This window comes from Pseudoalteromonas sp. S8-8 (assembly GCF_000497875.1).
In the GTDB taxonomy this organism is placed as follows: Bacteria; Pseudomonadota; Gammaproteobacteria; order Enterobacterales; family Alteromonadaceae; genus Pseudoalteromonas; species Pseudoalteromonas arctica.
In genome coordinates, this window is the sequence record NZ_AUTR01000037.1 from 57,248 (window position 1) to 73,876 (window position 16,629).

Here is a 16,629-nt window from a genome sequence, read left to right on the forward strand (position 1 = left end):
AGTCACTCGCGCTTTTTTTAAGTATCGCCTTGCACTTTTTTATCACTATTAAATTTAGCAGCTTCTTGAGTCGTGTTAATAGCCGTAATAGGGAAGGGGATTACAATACCTTCTTTTTTATAGCGTTTATGCAGGGCTTTTATAAAAGCAGATTTAACCCAAAAGCGATTAAAGTATTCTTTAGCTCTAAGCATTACCGTAAAGTTAATGCTTGATCTATCAAAGGTATGAAAAACCACAAAGGTATTGTAATCATCAACACCCCATTCGTGTGAAATAAGTATTTCACGAGCCACTTCAAGTGTTACTTGCTCAACAAATTCTAAATCTGAATCGTAATGCACGCTTATATCAACAGGCACGCTTAGCTCTTTTTCAGGGGAAAAGTAATTAATAATACGCGACTTAGATAATTGGCTATTAGGTATAATAATCATATTGTTAGGTAGCATTTTAACCCATGTAGATCGCCAGCCTATATGATCAACAAAGCCTTGCTCCTTAGATTCAAGCTCAATAAAATCACCCACCCTTATAGGTTTATCTATTACTAGCTGCACGCCAGAAAAAAAGTTTTCGAGGGTAGGTTGCAAAGCAAGGGCAACAGCCAGTGATGTAATACCTAACGAGGCAATAATGGGCGTAATAGAAATACCTAACGTGCCCATTAATACCAGCAAACCCACTGACGATAATGTAACGCGTATCACGCCTTTAATTATGCTTTTTGAATTAAAAACCACGGCTGATTGTTTACCATAGTAATTAATAGTGCCAATAATAAAGCGGTCTAAAAACATAATAAGTGCAAGCAGCGCTAATACAATATTAATGCTATTAAAAGGGATCTGCTGAGAAATAGAAGTACTAATAATGAAGGTGTCGTGCTCTAAAATGGTGAGTAGCACAATAATTGTGCACAGTGTTAGCGGCTTAGATATTGACTCTATTAGTAAAGTATCGAATATAAATTTGGTTTTTGAAGTCCATTTTTTTAGCCAGTACATTACAAAAAAACGAATTAAAAACAGTAGTATAGCTATAAGTAAAAAGGAGGACGCTGCGCTTAACCAAGGTGTGCTGTTAGAAAATTCCAGCGCTTTATTTAGCATAACTTAAACCTGTTCAATATAGTTTTATATATTGCAGCAAGTTATGTACCTTTGTTTGGGTAAAGTAGCTGCCGAGTTTAGTCGGCAGCAAATATTATACTTTTTTGGCTAACCACATACCGCCTAGTATGGCTGCAAAAAATAATAAAAACTCCATTTTAAGAGACACCAATTGAACCAAACCAGGCCCTGGGCATATACCACTTAAACCCCAGCCTAAACCAAAAAGTACTGAGCCGATAATTAAGCGCGCATCAATATTTTTTAAATTACTTAAATTAAACGTTCCTGAAAGAAGTGGCTTCTCTTTTTTTGCAACCCATAACCATGTAAGCATCATTATTAGCATGGCAACAGCCATCACTATAATTAAGCTTGCGTCCCATTGGTTTCCATAGGTAAGAAAGTTAATCACTTTAGCAGGGTTTGTCATCCCGCTAATAATAAGTCCTAAGCCAAATATAAAGCCTATAACAACCATCATAATTGCTTTCATTATTTATCCTACAAGGTTTGCTGTAATGAAGGCGACAAGCATAAATGTGCATGTTGCAACCCAAGAGCGAGCAGAAAAGCGCGACATGCCGCACACACCATGGCCACTTGTGCACCCATTAGCTAAAGTTGTACCAGCGCCAACTAAAAGCCCTGCAACAACAATAAGCCAAGGCGGTAATTGCAATTCGCCTTCTAATAAAGATGGCGCAAATACCCTTACAGCGACTCCTGCCAACAACAACCCTAAAATAAAGTATAACTGCCAACGAGAGTCTGAATTTGCTTTAGCGAATACAGATTTAACAATGCCTGATATACCCGCAATTTTTCCGTATAAAACCAGTAATAACGTACACGCTATACCTATTAATGCACCGCCTATTGCAGCCGATACTGGGGTGAATTCTGTTATCATTTTTAAATTTCCCAAACAATAGAAACGCCTAAACCGGTTTGTTTCATTTCGATTGATAATTGTTGATTAGGCGCTAAGTAGTTAGCACCCGTTACTTTTTTTGCTGGCGAATAAAAAGCCATAGCGTTTAATTGTACCTTGTTGGTAAAAGAATGGCTAAAGCCAGTAGTAAAATGCCACTCTTGAACACCCGGGGCTAAAATATTTAATATAACTTGAGAAGAAGGAATAGGCTGCTCGGTGTAAGACACCCCAAAACGAATTTTTTGTTGCGATGTACGCTGCCACTGATAGCCAAGCTTATAAATAGTCATATCGTTCCAGCCAAACCCAGCGCCGGCGTTAGCTCCTAAAGGCGCTGACATCAAGTTATTGACTGGATTTGCAATACTTTTTACTTCGCTGTAATTTATTTTTTGCCAATCAAATACAACCTGATTACTTGGGGTAAGCTTGTAGGCTGCGCCAAGTTGAAACGAACTTGGCAGATCAAATCCGCCTTGCTCTGCAAATAAACCTTTATAGCTATCAAACTCTTGCATAGACACTGATGAGCGGTAACTTGCCCCCCAGCTTAATGACGAATTTATATCTTGGCTAATACCCAGTTGAATGCCTAGGCCTGTGCTTGTATCGGTGCTATTATTTGTAAGCGCTTCTGGTGATTGCGAAAAAGGAGCAAAGTTTCCAAGCCCTTGCGCTTCAAACTGTTGCACCACGTAAATAGGGGATACACCAAGGCGTGTTTGTTCATTCAACTTATAGCTTACTGTTGGGCTAATAAAGAGTTGTTTTAAATCAACGCCCGTCGTACCAGCGTAAAAAGTCCCCTCAGGAGAGGATTCTGCGCCGTACTCGGTATTCATACCGCCGTTGCCATACACTAATAAGCCAATATTTACTTTTTCATTTAATTGATGGCCAATAGCAAACTCTGGAATTGCAAATACAGTGTTGTCGCTTTTTTGTGTTTTTGCTTCAAGATAAAATGCGCCAGGGTAAAAAGTATCTACTTTTGATGCAGTATATTTTCGTTCAGGTGAAAAAAGCTCTAAGCCCAGAGATAGCTCTGTTCCATTAGGTAAAAAGGTTGCTGGATTATTAGCGCCAGACATTAATTCTTCTGACAGCGCTACACCTGCGCCAGCCATACCTTTGTGGGTCATGCCATAGCCGTGAGTAAAATAACCATTAGTAGCAAATGCACTGAACGAACCTAACGTACACGTTAAAGCTAAACCTGAAATTAACTGTTTTTTCATTTTAGTAAATACATAAAGTTGGAATGGGCGGACAATAGCTAATTTTTGATATTCTAAAAAGGAATTTAAATAGATTAGTTATAATAAAAGGTAATACGGCAATAGTTATAAAGCTAAAATAAATGAGCGTAGATTGCTATTCAATCTTAGCTTAAGTTAAAAGGTTCGCTAACGTATTGAGTTATAGCGATATTTAAGTATGCAATCGGTAGCTATACACTTTGGTATTAAAAGTGTGCAGGTAAAAGGAGGGTTTACGTATCAACAGCAGTTTAAAATATATTTATTAGTTAACGTTTAGCTCATCCAAACAATCACTCTTAAATAACGCCATTGTATGTAAAAGCAAAGCGGCGATTAATATCGCCGCTTTTAAAAATCACATAGATTCGAGCGTTTTACCGCGTGTTTCTTTAATGTATTTAACAACAAAAAATATGCTTATAAGTGCCGATAACGCATAAAATCCATAAGCGCCGGCAAGGCCAATGTTAGCCAGCATAATAGGGAAGGTCATGGTAATTGCAAAGTTAGCAATCCACTGCGCACTGGCAGCAACGGCAAGGGCAGCACCACGAATACGGTTATTAAACATTTCGCCTAATAATACCCATACAATTGGGCCCCAACTTAAGCCAAAAAATACCACAAATAAGTTAGCCATAATAAGTGCAAACGTACCCATGTTATCGCTAAGTGCAAGTTTGCCTGCGTCATCAAGGCCTGCACTGCCAAATATATAAGTAAGCGCGCTTAAGCTGATAAACATACCAATACTGCCTACAAGCAACAGTGGTTTACGGCCAACTTTGTCAACTAGGGCAATGGCAATAAAAGTAGATACAATATTAGTAGTGCCCGCTAATACATTTATAAATAGCGATTGCGACTCATCAAACCCAGCGGCCTGCCAAAGCTCAGAGCCGTAATAAAACACCACGTTAATACCCACAAATTGCTGAAACACACTCAGCGCCACACCTACCCAAACAATTGGGTGTACCTTTTTACTGTTATCAATAAATAAATCGCGAATACTTGGCTTTGTATCGCTATGCAATGAGCGTTTTACATCGCTTATTTGTTTATCTGCATTGTCGTTCGATATTTTACTAAATACTGCTTTAGCATCGTCTACTTTACCTTGCGCTACTAAATAACGAGGCGACTCAGGAATAAACAACACACCGACTAAAAACAGTACCGCAGGGACAAGCTCAGCCCAAAACATCCAGCGCCAAGCGGCTATATCAAGCATTAAAATATTTTGCGCGCTGCCTGCTGCATCAGCAATTAAATAGTTACTTAAAAAAGCAGCAAATAAACCCAGTACAATAGCGAGTTGTTGTAGTGTAGCTAAACGACCACGAAGTGCTGGTGGCGCAACTTCTGCAATGTAAGCTGGCGCTAATACTGATGCAGCACCAATACCTAAACCACCAAATAAACGGTAAAAAATAAACTCCGCAGAGCTTTCGCTAATGCCTGAGCCAAATGCACTAATGGCAAAAATAATCGCAGTGATGATCATAATTGCACGGCGACCAAACTTATCAGCTAGCGGCCCTGCAGCAAGCGCACCTAGGGCGCACCCTAGTAACACAGACGCTACGTTAAACCCCGTAGCCACACTGCTTGAATTAAATGCATTACCGAGCGCCGATACTGTGCCGTTAATAACGCCCGAGTCAAAACCAAATAAAAAGCCACCAATAGCAGCAACGGCCGATATAAATATTACGTAAAAAAGTGAGCACGTGTTTGATGTGCGCGCCGAGCTATTATTCCTCGGCGATAAAGATGATGTCATGATTGTGTGTCCTGATTTTTATTATTGTGTACTGTACTATATTGAAGCGCTTGGATCTGCGTAATTTAAACGAATTTTATCTGGGCTAATTCTTTCATAACTAATATTAAAATTATTATTTAATACTTCTAATAAGCCCTTAACATCGCCTGTTTTAAACATACCAGCGACTTGTACCCTTGTTAAACGCTCATCATCAGAAAGCTCAAAGTCTATATTCGTATATCGACTAATCTCGGCCATGGCATCGGCAAGAGATTCGCCTCTAAAAATAAGGCTTCCTTTACGCCAAGAAAGACTAGCCGCTACATCTATAGGGTCTACTTTTTCAACGTGCTTAGCTATTTTACCTTTGAAACTTAAATCGAGCTTTTCACCTTTAGAAACTGCTGTAGAGTTATTTGATAAAAATTTACCAAGCTTATTTGTTCCATTTTTTTGGAGGTTTGATGGTTGCGAACTAGTTTGTTCGGCAACAAGCACTTTGCCATCAGTGACTATTAACTCTATTTGTTTTTTACCCACTTCAACATTAAACGCAGTGCCTACTGCCTGAATAACTTTATCACCAGCAATAACACTTAAAGGCCGTGTCTTATCATGCGCCACATTTATATGTATCTCGCCCCGCAGTAAGTTAATTACTCGAGAGTCTCGGGTATATCTTATTTGTACAAAGCTATTAGTATTTAATGTGATTTCACTTTTATCTGGCAAAATTATGTCTTTGCTTTCACCTACACCCGTTTGAAAGTTAAGTTGCTTAGCGACAACAGCTGACTGATTAACGGGATAAAAAAATGAAAAATTAAATGCTTCTTGAAAAAAGCTAAGTGCAACAGCCAATAAAACAGAAGCGGCCGTTGCACCTAACCACACAGGGAGGCGTTTTTGTCTAGATTGTGATTGCGGGAATAGATCAGATAAGCGGCTAAGTTCACCCATCTTGTCCCATAGGTGTGCAACTTCAAGCAATACTTCGACGTTTTTATATGACTGAGCTAACCATAGCTGCAATGCGTCTTTTTCGGGTTTAGTTAAACCTCTATCGAGCTTGGCAAGCNACTAGCACAATCAAGGCGTGCGTCTTCGACGGCCTTATTATTTCGTTCGCTTATATGGTGGACATTACTCATGACTACCTCCAGCACTTTTTTGTGAAGAAGAGTTCGGTTTGCCATACACACTTTTTTCAGATTGACGCATAAACTGCGTACAACGTTTTACGCCGGTTGCTATATGTTTTTCCACGGTACTTTCACTAAGGTTTAATTGAGCAGCAATTTCTCGCTGCGAATAACCATACACTTTTTTTAATACAAACACTTTACGGCATTGAACAGGCAAAAGCCTGACAGCTTCACAAAAATTTGAAAATTCGCAATCGGTTAGCGCATTTTCGTACATTTCGTCTTTCTGATGTTCTGCTAAGAGTTGCTCTAATGCTTCCATGTTGTCGATACTATCGACTAGTCGTATATTGGCTTGCTTTTGATAATCGAGCGCTAGGTTACGCGCCGTTTTATAAATAAAAGATTTTGGTGAGCTAATGTTTTCAGTGTTTTTTATTTGACAAATTCGCACGTAAGTTTCTTGCACAATGTCTTCAATTTCATGTGGAGGTACTATGCGTGCCACTACATTTGAGAGACCTTTGCGCGAGGCCAGATAAGCCTTATAAAATAGTGTGTCTTTTGTCATTGAGTGTGTGTCTCGTGTGTGTGTGGTTTTGGCAATTGTTGTTATTGTTTTGCCATTACAGCTTAAGACGATTGGTAATAAAAAATCCGCTACTCAATTTTAAAATAAATTGTTTTTCTATTTGTAAAATTGCAGGCACTATCAATCCTTGTTGTTAAAAGCTTGTAATTTGAATACCAAGTGTACTACAGTTTTTCAAATTATTAACACGTATAGGCTAGCTCTATAATTATACGTGTTCATATAACCAATTAATTAATATAAAAATATATTTAACTTTTTTAGTTGAAACCCCACAACATTTTTTTGCACACCAAAAAATAATAAAGGTTTAGTAATAATAAGTATGGCTAGTCAAAAAAATAAATTATTTGAAAAAAATAAAAAATATTTATGGAGGAAAATAAAAAGTCACTCGTCTTCATTCTGTGTATGGCCAAAAACTATACGCATGGAATGTATACATTTGCCACTTTGTTTACCGCTATATGTGCTTGTTTTTAGCTTAGTCACCACAGAGGTGAAAGCGAGCTCGGTGGACGAAAAAGCAATGTTTAACATTCCTCGACAAAGGGCCGATTTATCGCTAATAAACTTTGCCGAGCAAGCCGATATTACTTTGCTTTTTCCGTTGGATAAAATTCAACAGTTACAAACAAATACTATTACTGGCGAGTATTCAATAATAAATGCATTACAGATTTTACTCGACAGTACCGGCTTGCAAATGCAAGTTAGCGAAGATGGGCAAATTTCTATTTTAATAGACCCTAGCTTCGAGAGAACTGACAACATGGCTAACTATAAAAAAAATGGCGTGTCGAGTGCTGTACTAGCTGTATTAAGCACAATGGCAACCCTTCCTGCAGTTGCAGAAACAGCAGTACAAGATCCAGAAATAATAGAAGTACGCGGAATTAGAGGCTCNCTCGCTTGGTCGAGCCATGGATGCAAAAAGAGAAGCCGGTGGCGTGGTTGACTCCATTTCAGCAGAAGATATTGGTAAATTTCCTGACACAAATTTAGCCGAGTCTTTGCAACGTATTACTGGGGTTTCAATAGACCGTTCAGGCGGCGAAGGGCAGCTTATTACGGTGCGTGGTTTTGGCCCGCAGTTTAATACTGTACTAGTAAACGGACGCCAAATGGCATCAGAGAATCAAAGCCGTGCATTTAGCTTTGATACCATTGCATCAGAATTGGTTAAAAGCCTAGATGTATTTAAAACCTCAACGGCCACTATGCAATCTGGTGGTATTGGCTCAACAGTAAACGTTAATACGGCGCGTCCATTTGCGATTAGTGGCTTTAAAATAGCGGGTAGTGTTAAAGGTATTTACGATGAAAATAGCGAAGAAACCACACCAGAAATTTCAGGGTTAATTAGTAATACATTTAATGATGACACACTGGGTTTGTTGTTTGCCGTTTCTCGCCAAGAGCGCGAAACACGCTTAAACCAAGCTCAAGTAGATGGATGGCTCGAAAACGTCGGTGTTTCAAACCCGCAAACTCAAAGTGGGCAAGCTTACAGTGGTAATATATTTTCGCCACGCAATTACGATCACAAAGTTACTACAGAAACACGCACACGCACTAATGCCAACTTAGTTATTCAGTATGCGCCATCAGATGATTTAGTGATTACTGCTGACGCACTTTACTCCGATTTTGATGTAGAGGCCGATACAACTTCATACGGGCACTGGTTTACAGCACCAAACTTAGAAGGCTTTGGTGATGCAGCGGGGCCAACTGTTGACGAAAATGGCACTGTAGTTGATTTATACCAAGAAGTTGGTCTTGCCACCGATATGCACGCTAAAAAGTTTGACCGTCTAACAAATTCAAGTGCACTTGGTCTTAATTTTGATTGGCATGTAAACGATAACTTAAATATGAAGTTTGATTTGAGCCACTCAAAAGCCGAGCGTGAGGCTAATAATGGCGGTGGCGATCAGCTATCGTTGATTGGCTATGCTAACCGAGTGCGCTTTGAAGTAGACGGTGGCATTTTGCCTTACGCCAGTGAATTTTCCTCAGCTAACCCTAATATTTATAGTGGCCAACAAGAACTGAATGGTGTGGCTTACGATCCAGGGGTAACGCCTGATGGAGTGTCTAATCATTTAGATACAGCAAATAGCCGAGCACATGTAATGCTCCGCCGTGGTTGGGCTGTTGAGGATACGGTTGATCAATTTCGTTGGGATAGTGTATGGAATAACGAAGGTACATCGGGGTTAATCGCGGTTAAATTTGGTGCCATGTATTCAACTGAAACTAAAAACCTTGATCGTTGGGACAACGAAGGCGTAGGTATTCACTGTACCTTTTGTGGTTACCCAGATGACCCAAGTATGGATGGCTTAGCGCAATTTGTATTTGACGCAGGAGATGACTTTTTAGGTGATGTGAGCGGCAGCGGTCGTATGCCAACGTCATGGCTTGCACATGATGGAGAGGCAAACTTTGCGTACCTTGAGCAAATAGCTGCGGCGAATGGTCAGCCTATTAGTTTTGATGCAGTTAAACGCAATAAATCGTTTGAAATAACAGAAGATACATTTTCATTTTACACTGAATTTGACTTTGAGGCCGAGCTAGCTGGCATGCCGTTATATGCATCTGCTGGTTTTAGATACGAAAGTACCGATGTAAAAGTAAAAGGCACAGATGAGCCAGTTAGCGCGCTAACTATTTTAGATAAAACCGAGATGTTGGCTAACTTTGGTGCAGTAAAAAATATTTCATCAAGCTCAGATTACGAAGCTATTTTGCCTAACTTTAGTGTAAAGCTTGAAATTAATGACGATTTGATAGCCCGTGCTGCCGTATCACAAACGATAACGCGCCCAACGCTCGATAGTATGTCGCCAGTGACTGTTATCGAAACTACTCGCCAAGGTGGCAACTTAACATCAAGCTCAGGTAATCCTGCACTTGAACCATTTACCTCCGATAACTTAGATTTATCACTAGAGTGGTACTACGCCGACGCAAGTTACTTATCAGCTGGTTACTTTAGAAAAAACGTTGCTAACTTCATTATAAACACCACTGAAGACTTAACGTTCGAGCTTGCTGGTGGTGGGTTACTTACAGACCCTTCTACAGGCAATGATGTAGATAACTCTGATGCTGCCGACTCTACAGCCGTGTTTACCAATACGTTACCAAATAATAGCGAGTCGGCAATTGTTGACGGCTGGGAGCTGGCTCTACAGCATAGTTTTGATAGTGGCTTTGGTTTTATGGTTAATGCGACATTTGTAGACAGCGATGCAGAACTAGATCCTGCAGATATAACTCAAGTATTTGCATTAACAGGCTTAAGCGACTCTTATAATGTGGTTGGCTTTTATGAGAATGGCCCATTTCAGGCGCGTTTAGCCTATAACTGGCGTGATAGTTTTGTACAGTCGCTTACGCAGTTAAATGGTGATGGTGTCACTATAGTGGAAGACTATGCACAACTCGATGCCAGTGGAAGCTATGATATTACCGAAAATGTATCGGTGTTCTTTGAAGGTATAAACTTAACCGAAGAATACGTACACAAACGTGGTCGCTTTTCTAATCAATTACTAATGGTTGAAGATAGCGGGCGACGTTTTGCGTTAGGTGTTCGTGGAAGTTTCTAACTTAAATAATAAAAGTGGCTTTTACATTTAGTAGTAGCCACTTTTTAAATATGCCTTTATAGGTAACAAGTATGAACCAGAAAAATAAAAAAATAAAAACAGTGGTTGTCATTGGTGGTGGTATAGCAGGCTGGCTAACAGCAGGTCGATTAGCGGCACATCATAAGAGTAATACGCCCGATGGTCTTAACGTTGTGCTAGTTGAATCTCCAAATATACCAATTATAGGTGTTGGCGAAGGCACGTGGCCCACTATGCGCAGTACATTAATAGCGCTTGGTATTAGCGAAACCGATTTTATACGCGAGTGTGAAGCAAGCTTTAAGCAAGGAGCAAAATTTGCCAAATGGGTGGATGGCAGCGATGATGATTTTTACTATCATCCATTAGTTCTGCCGCAGGGCTTTTCAAAAACCGATATGGCAGGGCATTGGTTAAATAACACAGCAGAGTCAACGTCTTTTTCAAACGCAGTGTGTTACCAAGAAGCTATTTGTGAGCAAGGGCTTGCCCCTAAAACAATTTGTACACCAGAATATGCTGCTATAGCCAATTATGCCTACCATTTAGACTCTGTAAAATTTGCTGTTTTTTTACAAAAACACTGTACGCAGCAGCTTGGCGTTAAACATATTTTAGCCGATGTAACGCAGGTCAATAGTGCTAAAAATGGCGATATTGCAAGCGTTACCACAAAACAACAAGGTGAAATTAGCGGTGATTTATTTGTCGATTGCACCGGCTTTTCATCATTGTTATTAGGCGAGCATTACAAGGTTCCCTTTAAGCCCTGCGATGACGTGCTGTTTATTGATACCGCCTTAGCAGTGCAAGTCCCTTATGAGGATGAAGATGAGAGCATTGCGTCTCACACAATTTCAACTGCGCAAGAAGCTGGTTGGATTTGGGATATAGGCTTGCAACACCGTCGTGGTGTTGGTTATGTGTATTCCAGTAAATATAGTACTGAAGCCCAAGCAAGAGAAAAACTCAAAGAGTACGTGGGCGATAAAATCGATTCACTCACCATCAGAAAAATCCCTATTAAAAGTGGCCATCGCTCACACTTTTGGCAGAACAACTGTGTTGCAGTTGGGCTTTCGGCTGGCTTTTTGGAACCGCTTGAAGCTTCTGCATTGGTATTAGTAGAAATGTCAGCGCAGATGATCAGCGAACAACTCCCCCACACCCGCGATATTATGGATATTACCGCCAAGCGCTTTAATGAGACGTTTAGTTATAGGTGGGAAAAAATAATCGACTTTTTAAAGTTACACTATATTTTATCAACCCGTGACGATAACGCATTTTGGAGCGATAACAGAGACCCAAAAACGATTCCTCAAAGCCTACAAGATCTAATGAAATTATGGCAATACCGCGCCCCTGCTGACCACGACTTTACAAGTAACAATGAGGTGTTTCCAGCGGCGAGTTATCAATATGTTTTATATGGTATGGGCTTTAAAAGTGACTACAGCACAACTGCCTATATGCTTAAAGACACTGTTTTTGCTAAAAGTCAGTTTGATAAAAATAAAAGCATGATAAACCAAGCAGTCACTAACTTACCTAGTAACCGAGAATTGTTAAATAAAATTAAGAATCATGGCTTTAGCACTATTTAGCTTAAAAATTTACACATAAAAACAATAAAGAGACACACATGGAAAATTTAGTCGCATTAGAGCAAAGTGCTCATCAGCATATAAAAATAGATACACAAAAAGCACAATCACACGCTGAAAACATTAATATGATCCCTGTTGTTATGGCGGAACTTAATCAAATTGCCGTTCAGCAGCCTATAGTTTTTGCAAAAAACTCAGAAACAGGGGAGTTTACACTCAATGCTTTATTAGGCTTTGAGCAACATGAGAACTTGTTTTATCAGAACTCGCAGTGGCAGGGCGTGTATTTACCGCTTCAATTACAGCGTCAGCCATTTTTTGTTGGTGATACTCATGCGCAGCAAACTCAATACCCTGTGTGTATTAATTTAAATAGCCCAGCAGTCGTTAATAATCGAGCGCAAAGCCAGAATAATTTAGAACCAATTTATACCCAAAGCGCAGAAGAAAGTAGCTATTTCAAACAAATAAAGCAGTGTTTAGGGCATTTACTACAGGGCGAAATAGACAATAAAAAGTTAATTGATACCTTGTTACAGCATGATCTACTGCAGCCATTATCGCTTGAGGTAACGTTTCAGAACAGTCAAAAAACAAAGTTAAACGGCCTATACACTATTAACCAAGAAAGACTCGCACAACTTAATAGTGATCAAATTACGCTTTTACATCAAAGCGCTTTATTACCCGCTATTTATACTGTTATAACCTCACTTGGCCAAATATACCCATTGATAGAGCGTAAAAATGCAGTGCTTAATTTAGCCGATGATTGATTTTAAACTAAACGAAAATACGGCGTTACACATACATACTGTAGGGGAAGAGAAAACCCCAATTATTGTTATTGATGATTTTGTAAATAATGTAGATGCGCTTATTAATTTTGCTGTGTTTTCTCAAAGTGCTAGAGAATCGTTTTGCGCACAAGAAAGTGATTTTTACCCAGGAGTAAGAAAAGCAGCACCGCTTAGTTATATCGAGCGGTTAAAAGCGCTTGCGCCAATTATTAATTCGCACTTTGATATGGCGGATAAAAGCGAGTTTGATGTAATTCTTTCTGCTTTTTCAATTGCATGCACTGAGCCTGATAAGCTCAGGCCAATACAAATGCTCCCTCATTTTGATACACCTAATATGAATCAACTTGCTATGGTGCACTTTTTATGTGATGAAACTCATGGTGGCACTTCATTTTATAAGCATAAATCCTTAGGGTATGAACGTATAACAAAAGAGCGGCTTATGCTTTATAGGCAAGCTATTAAGCAACAAGCCATGGCGCAAAAGCTTCATAAAAATCCACAATATATAAATGGAAGTACAACTTTGTTTGAGCAAGTTTACAGAGTAGAGGCAAAGCTAAATCGCGCAGTTATATACCCAAGTAACTTATTGCATTCCGGTAATATAAACGCGTCTAATGGTTATGCCTGCGACCCAGTTAATGGGCGTTTAACTATTAGTAGCTTTGCTGTTTTACGCTAGCTTTTTTATTACCGACTAAAACTCTCAAAGTACTCTTTTTACAGCTCTATAGTGAGTGCTTTAGGGCGAATGCCTTGTACTAGGTTGTATACCTCTTCTTATGTGTAACCTGTCGAATTTAAAATAAGTGCAGCGACCAACCCTGTGCCGCAGGTGCCACCTTTGCAATGTATGGCAATGGTTTGTTTTTGTTGTATGGCTTGTAATATGTCGCTTTTTACATTTAGTGCTTATTGACTCTACATTATTTTGATATGGCAACTATAAGCATTACCGATTACAAGTTTAAGATTGAATAATAAGCATAAATACTAGATACTGTTTTTATATACAGTTATGGCGATATTATGAAAAAAGAATTACCAGCAAAATACTATTTAGCGCATTTTAGAGAGCTTATTGAGTTTGTAACTAGTAAATGTATGCATTTACTTGAGCCTAAACATAGTGAATTTATTAGTAAAATTAACCAGCTAGATGAACAAAGCCAGTGCATGTTGGCGCGTGTGTACTCGCGAAAGCCTTATTTGGTGCAGGCGCAATCGCTTAATTATGAAGAAATAACATCACCGCATCAGGCTATTTATACGCTTAAAAAAGCCGATATTTTATTTGAGCCAAACGAGCAGCATTATTCGCAGCTTTTAGCGCACTTAACCAAACCTTCTTTGGTTGAGTTGCTAAGTAATTACGACGAGCAAATAAGCTTTAAAAAGAGCGCCGGTAAAGGCGCGCTGGTGGATATTGCGCGTGAGTTTTTTAAAGCATGCCCACAAGAGCTTGCGCCACTTTATAGCCAGTATGTAATTAATAACCGCAGTGATTACTACGAGTATTTTGAGTTTTTATTTGCAGGCAAACTAAGCAGCGGCGATGTAAATCATCAAAATCGTTTTGTAATGCGAGACTTAGGCTTAACCGCTACACGCGAAGGGCACAGTGAGAGCTTGTCACGCTTTGAAACACTTGAAGAAGCGCAATCAAACTATTTACTAAACCGTTACCGGTTAGCATTTAAAAACATTACAGATGAGAGCGACTATGCTGCTTTAGCGTCGCAGGTTTTAGTGCAAGCTACACATGGTGCCATTGCCGTTGTATTAAAAAATAAATTATTAGTTAGGCTTTATAGGCAGCTAAAAGCAGTTGATAGCGAACTTGCTTTTAGCTTACTAGAAGGGTGCGCGGATGATAGCGAAGCACAAGAAATTCAAATAAGAGAGCAATACAGGCTTGGCAATAAAGAGTGGGTAAAAGCTCGATTAGAAGCCATTATCGAAAACCCGCTCACTGATGATTTACTGTATTTTGCTGACGATTTTTTAATGCGTAAGTTTAATAAAAAAACACGTTCTCGTTTAAGTGCCATGCTTGCCGATACTCAGTGCGTGCTAGAAATAGATGAACTGTACCGAGGTGAAGTAGAGCAGGGCGTAAACGATTATTATACTCGCCAAGGTATGCAGGTATTTAATACCGAAAACACGCTTTGGCAAAGTTTGTTTGGTTTGGTATTTTGGCATGAGCTATTTGTGGAGTCGCCTTATCCGCCATGCAATGAGTTTGATATTTATCCGCAAGTATTAAGGCTTGGTAATTTTTATGAAGCGCAGCAAATACAGATAAATGAGCGCTTAGCAAAGTGCCAAACGTCGCAAGCATTGCTTAATTTAGTATGCAAAAATGCAGCGCAATACTTTGATCAACCTAACGGTTTGTTTAGGTGGCGCAGCAATTTATTAGAGCCACTAGAAACGCTTATTTTAAACAGCCCACTTGAGGCATTAATTACTCATTTAACGGCTATGAGCAAACATTATTTACAGCTAAAAGACGGCTACCCCGACTTAATGGTAATTAATAATGGCCAAGTACATTTTGAAGAGGTAAAAGCCCCAGGTGATAAGCTTAGGCGCAACCAACTTACCACCATAGATAATTTAAAAAATGTGGGCTTTACGGTACATATTGCCGCAGTTAAGTGGTTTGTAGACCCAAACCGTATTTACAGCGTAGTTGATATAGAAACCACGGGCGGCTTAAAAGGCGGTAACCGTATTACCGAAATAGGCCTTGTAAAAGTACAGCACGGTAAAGTAATTGATACTTGGACTAGCTTAGTTAACCCCGAGCGCCATATACCTGGATTTATAACGTCACTAACTGGTATTAGCGACAGCATGGTTTATAACGCGCCCGTATTTGCAGAGGTTGTAAAGCCACTAATTGATAAACTAGCAGGCAGTATTTTTGTAGCCCATAACGTTAATTTTGACTATGGCTTTATTAAAAAAGAATGCGAGATGGCAGGGCACTTTTTTAAAATGCCAAAAATGTGCACCGTGGTTGAGTCGCGCAAAGCGTTTAAAGGCTTAAAGTCGTATTCGCTTGGTAACCTTAGTACGCATTTTAATTTAAACTTAACCAGCCATCACCGCGCATTGGCCGATGCAACTGCCACTGCCGAGCTGTTATTGCTGATCCAAAATAGTGAAACGCTAACGCCGTAGGGTATTAGCTTACCTTTAAGTATTTGAAATTTAGTTAATAAGTGGTTTTATTGTAATTTTTTAATTTATTTTTGGAATAAAGTGTTTTTGTAAATCGTCTTCTTTATGTCAATCCGACAAACTAGAGGACAAAACAATGACTAAATTAAATAAAATTGTAAGCGTAATGATGTTAAGCGGTGTGTGTACTTTTACAGGTGCAGTGCACGCCGCTGATATTGAAATATCTCAGTCTACGTCGGCGCAGCAACAAACATCTACATCTATTGCGCTTTCACAAAACGGTTTAACAGCCAGTGGTAGCAATGATACAAACGCATCTAGCGATACACAAGTAACGGCTGATGACTCGCAAAATACAGATTCAACGGCAAATAATACACAAACTCCATCGCAAGAAAGCAGCGAGGCCGCAGAGCCTGCAAATTCATTAGTGGCCTCTGGCAGCTCATCTTTAAATAACGCATTGAACGCATCGGCATCGTCTTTAAATACCACAGGCAATACCACAGTCAATACAGCGCTTGATGCAACAGCGCAGTTAACCTCATCGGCGGG

The 16,629-nt window shown here is 39.5% G+C and carries 11 protein-coding genes and 2 pseudogenes; 5 read left to right on the forward strand and 8 right to left on the reverse strand.

Annotation, left to right across the window (positions count from 1 at the left end):
• Window positions 1-17 precede the first annotated feature (17 nt).
• The 7 genes from L659_RS0112535 to L659_RS0112570 all read right to left on the reverse strand — a co-directional run bounded on the left by L659_RS0112535 (window position 18) and on the right by L659_RS0112570 (window position 6,798).
• Window positions 18-1,112: a mechanosensitive ion channel family protein gene (locus L659_RS0112535; protein ID WP_024590755.1), complete on the reverse strand. Its 1,095-nt coding sequence runs from the start codon at window positions 1,110-1,112 to the stop codon at window positions 18-20.
• Window positions 1,113-1,206: 94 nt separating this feature from the next.
• Complete coding sequence (locus L659_RS0112540; protein ID WP_024590756.1) at window positions 1,207-1,608, reverse strand: DUF6691 family protein; 402 nt, start codon at window positions 1,606-1,608, stop codon at window positions 1,207-1,209.
• A 3-nt stretch (window positions 1,609-1,611) separates the two neighbouring features.
• Window positions 1,612-2,025, reverse strand: coding sequence for a YeeE/YedE family protein (locus L659_RS1000000123450; RefSeq protein WP_007584056.1), 414 nt, complete (start codon window positions 2,023-2,025; stop codon window positions 1,612-1,614).
• Between the two features lie 2 nt (window positions 2,026-2,027).
• Window positions 2,028-3,287, reverse strand: a complete 1,260-nt coding sequence (locus L659_RS0112550) for an OmpP1/FadL family transporter (RefSeq protein ID WP_024590758.1) — start codon at window positions 3,285-3,287, stop codon at window positions 2,028-2,030.
• A 379-nt stretch (window positions 3,288-3,666) separates the two neighbouring features.
• The gene (locus L659_RS0112560) at window positions 3,667-5,097 is read right to left on the reverse strand and encodes a sugar porter family MFS transporter (RefSeq protein ID WP_024590759.1); all 1,431 of its coding nucleotides are present in this window, start codon (window positions 5,095-5,097) and stop codon (window positions 3,667-3,669) included.
• A 36-nt stretch (window positions 5,098-5,133) separates the two neighbouring features.
• On the reverse strand, window positions 5,134-6,114 hold the full coding sequence (locus L659_RS01000000123010) for a FecR family protein (protein ID WP_231388442.1): 981 nt from the start codon (window positions 6,112-6,114) through the stop codon (window positions 5,134-5,136).
• A 111-nt stretch (window positions 6,115-6,225) separates the two neighbouring features.
• Window positions 6,226-6,798 (reverse strand): RNA polymerase sigma factor, encoded by a 573-nt coding sequence (locus L659_RS0112570; RefSeq protein WP_024590760.1) that lies wholly within the window; start codon window positions 6,796-6,798, stop codon window positions 6,226-6,228.
• Window positions 6,799-7,144: 346 nt separating this feature from the next.
• Between L659_RS0112570 and L659_RS01000000123015 the strand changes: the two are divergent.
• The 4 genes and pseudogenes from L659_RS01000000123015 (at window position 7,145) to L659_RS0112590 (ending at window position 13,561) form a co-directional block, all read left to right on the forward strand.
• Window positions 7,145-10,442, forward strand: a pseudogene (locus L659_RS01000000123015) (TonB-dependent receptor).
• A gap of 71 nt (window positions 10,443-10,513) precedes the next feature.
• On the forward strand, window positions 10,514-12,070 hold the full coding sequence (locus tag L659_RS0112580; RefSeq protein WP_024590761.1) for a tryptophan halogenase family protein: 1,557 nt from the start codon (window positions 10,514-10,516) through the stop codon (window positions 12,068-12,070).
• A 38-nt stretch (window positions 12,071-12,108) separates the two neighbouring features.
• A complete protein-coding gene (locus L659_RS0112585; RefSeq protein ID WP_024590762.1) occupies window positions 12,109-12,849 on the forward strand; it encodes a SapC family protein in 741 nt (246 codons plus the stop codon).
• Window positions 12,842-13,561 (forward strand): DUF6445 family protein, encoded by a 720-nt coding sequence (locus tag L659_RS0112590; protein WP_024590763.1) that lies wholly within the window; start codon window positions 12,842-12,844, stop codon window positions 13,559-13,561. Before L659_RS0112585 ends, L659_RS0112590 begins: the two co-directional genes overlap by 8 nt.
• Before the next feature lie 38 nt (window positions 13,562-13,599).
• Here the strand turns inward: L659_RS0112590 and L659_RS1000000123925 are convergent.
• Window positions 13,600-13,779: pseudogene (locus L659_RS1000000123925) on the reverse strand (protein phosphatase); the annotation flags it as partial.
• Between the two features lie 129 nt (window positions 13,780-13,908).
• Here L659_RS1000000123925 and L659_RS0112595 point away from each other — a divergent pair.
• On the forward strand, window positions 13,909-16,071 hold the full coding sequence (locus L659_RS0112595) for an exonuclease domain-containing protein (protein ID WP_050581765.1): 2,163 nt from the start codon (window positions 13,909-13,911) through the stop codon (window positions 16,069-16,071).
• Window positions 16,072-16,629 lie beyond the last annotated feature (558 nt).

What these genes read in the sequence shown, in the direction of transcription:
- L659_RS0112535 (WP_024590755.1), bottom strand. Translation starts at nt 1,112, where the DNA reads ATGCTAAATAAAGCGCTGGAATTTTCTAACAGCACACCTTGGTTAAGC.
- L659_RS0112540 (WP_024590756.1), bottom strand. Translation starts at nt 1,608, where the DNA reads ATGAAAGCAATTATGATGGTTGTTATAGGCTTTATATTTGGCTTAGGA.
- L659_RS1000000123450 (WP_007584056.1), bottom strand. Translation starts at nt 2,025, where the DNA reads ATGATAACAGAATTCACCCCAGTATCGGCTGCAATAGGCGGTGCATTA.
- L659_RS0112550 (WP_024590758.1), bottom strand. Translation starts at nt 3,287, where the DNA reads ATGAAAAAACAGTTAATTTCAGGTTTAGCTTTAACGTGTACGTTAGGT.
- L659_RS0112560 (WP_024590759.1), bottom strand. Translation starts at nt 5,097, where the DNA reads ATGACATCATCTTTATCGCCGAGGAATAATAGCTCGGCGCGCACATCA.
- L659_RS0112570 (WP_024590760.1), bottom strand. Translation starts at nt 6,798, where the DNA reads ATGACAAAAGACACACTATTTTATAAGGCTTATCTGGCCTCGCGCAAA.
- L659_RS0112580 (WP_024590761.1), top strand. Translation starts at nt 10,514, where the DNA reads ATGAACCAGAAAAATAAAAAAATAAAAACAGTGGTTGTCATTGGTGGT.
- L659_RS0112585 (WP_024590762.1), top strand. Translation starts at nt 12,109, where the DNA reads ATGGAAAATTTAGTCGCATTAGAGCAAAGTGCTCATCAGCATATAAAA.
- L659_RS0112590 (WP_024590763.1), top strand. Translation starts at nt 12,842, where the DNA reads ATGATTGATTTTAAACTAAACGAAAATACGGCGTTACACATACATACT.
- L659_RS0112595 (WP_050581765.1), top strand. Translation starts at nt 13,909, where the DNA reads ATGAAAAAAGAATTACCAGCAAAATACTATTTAGCGCATTTTAGAGAG.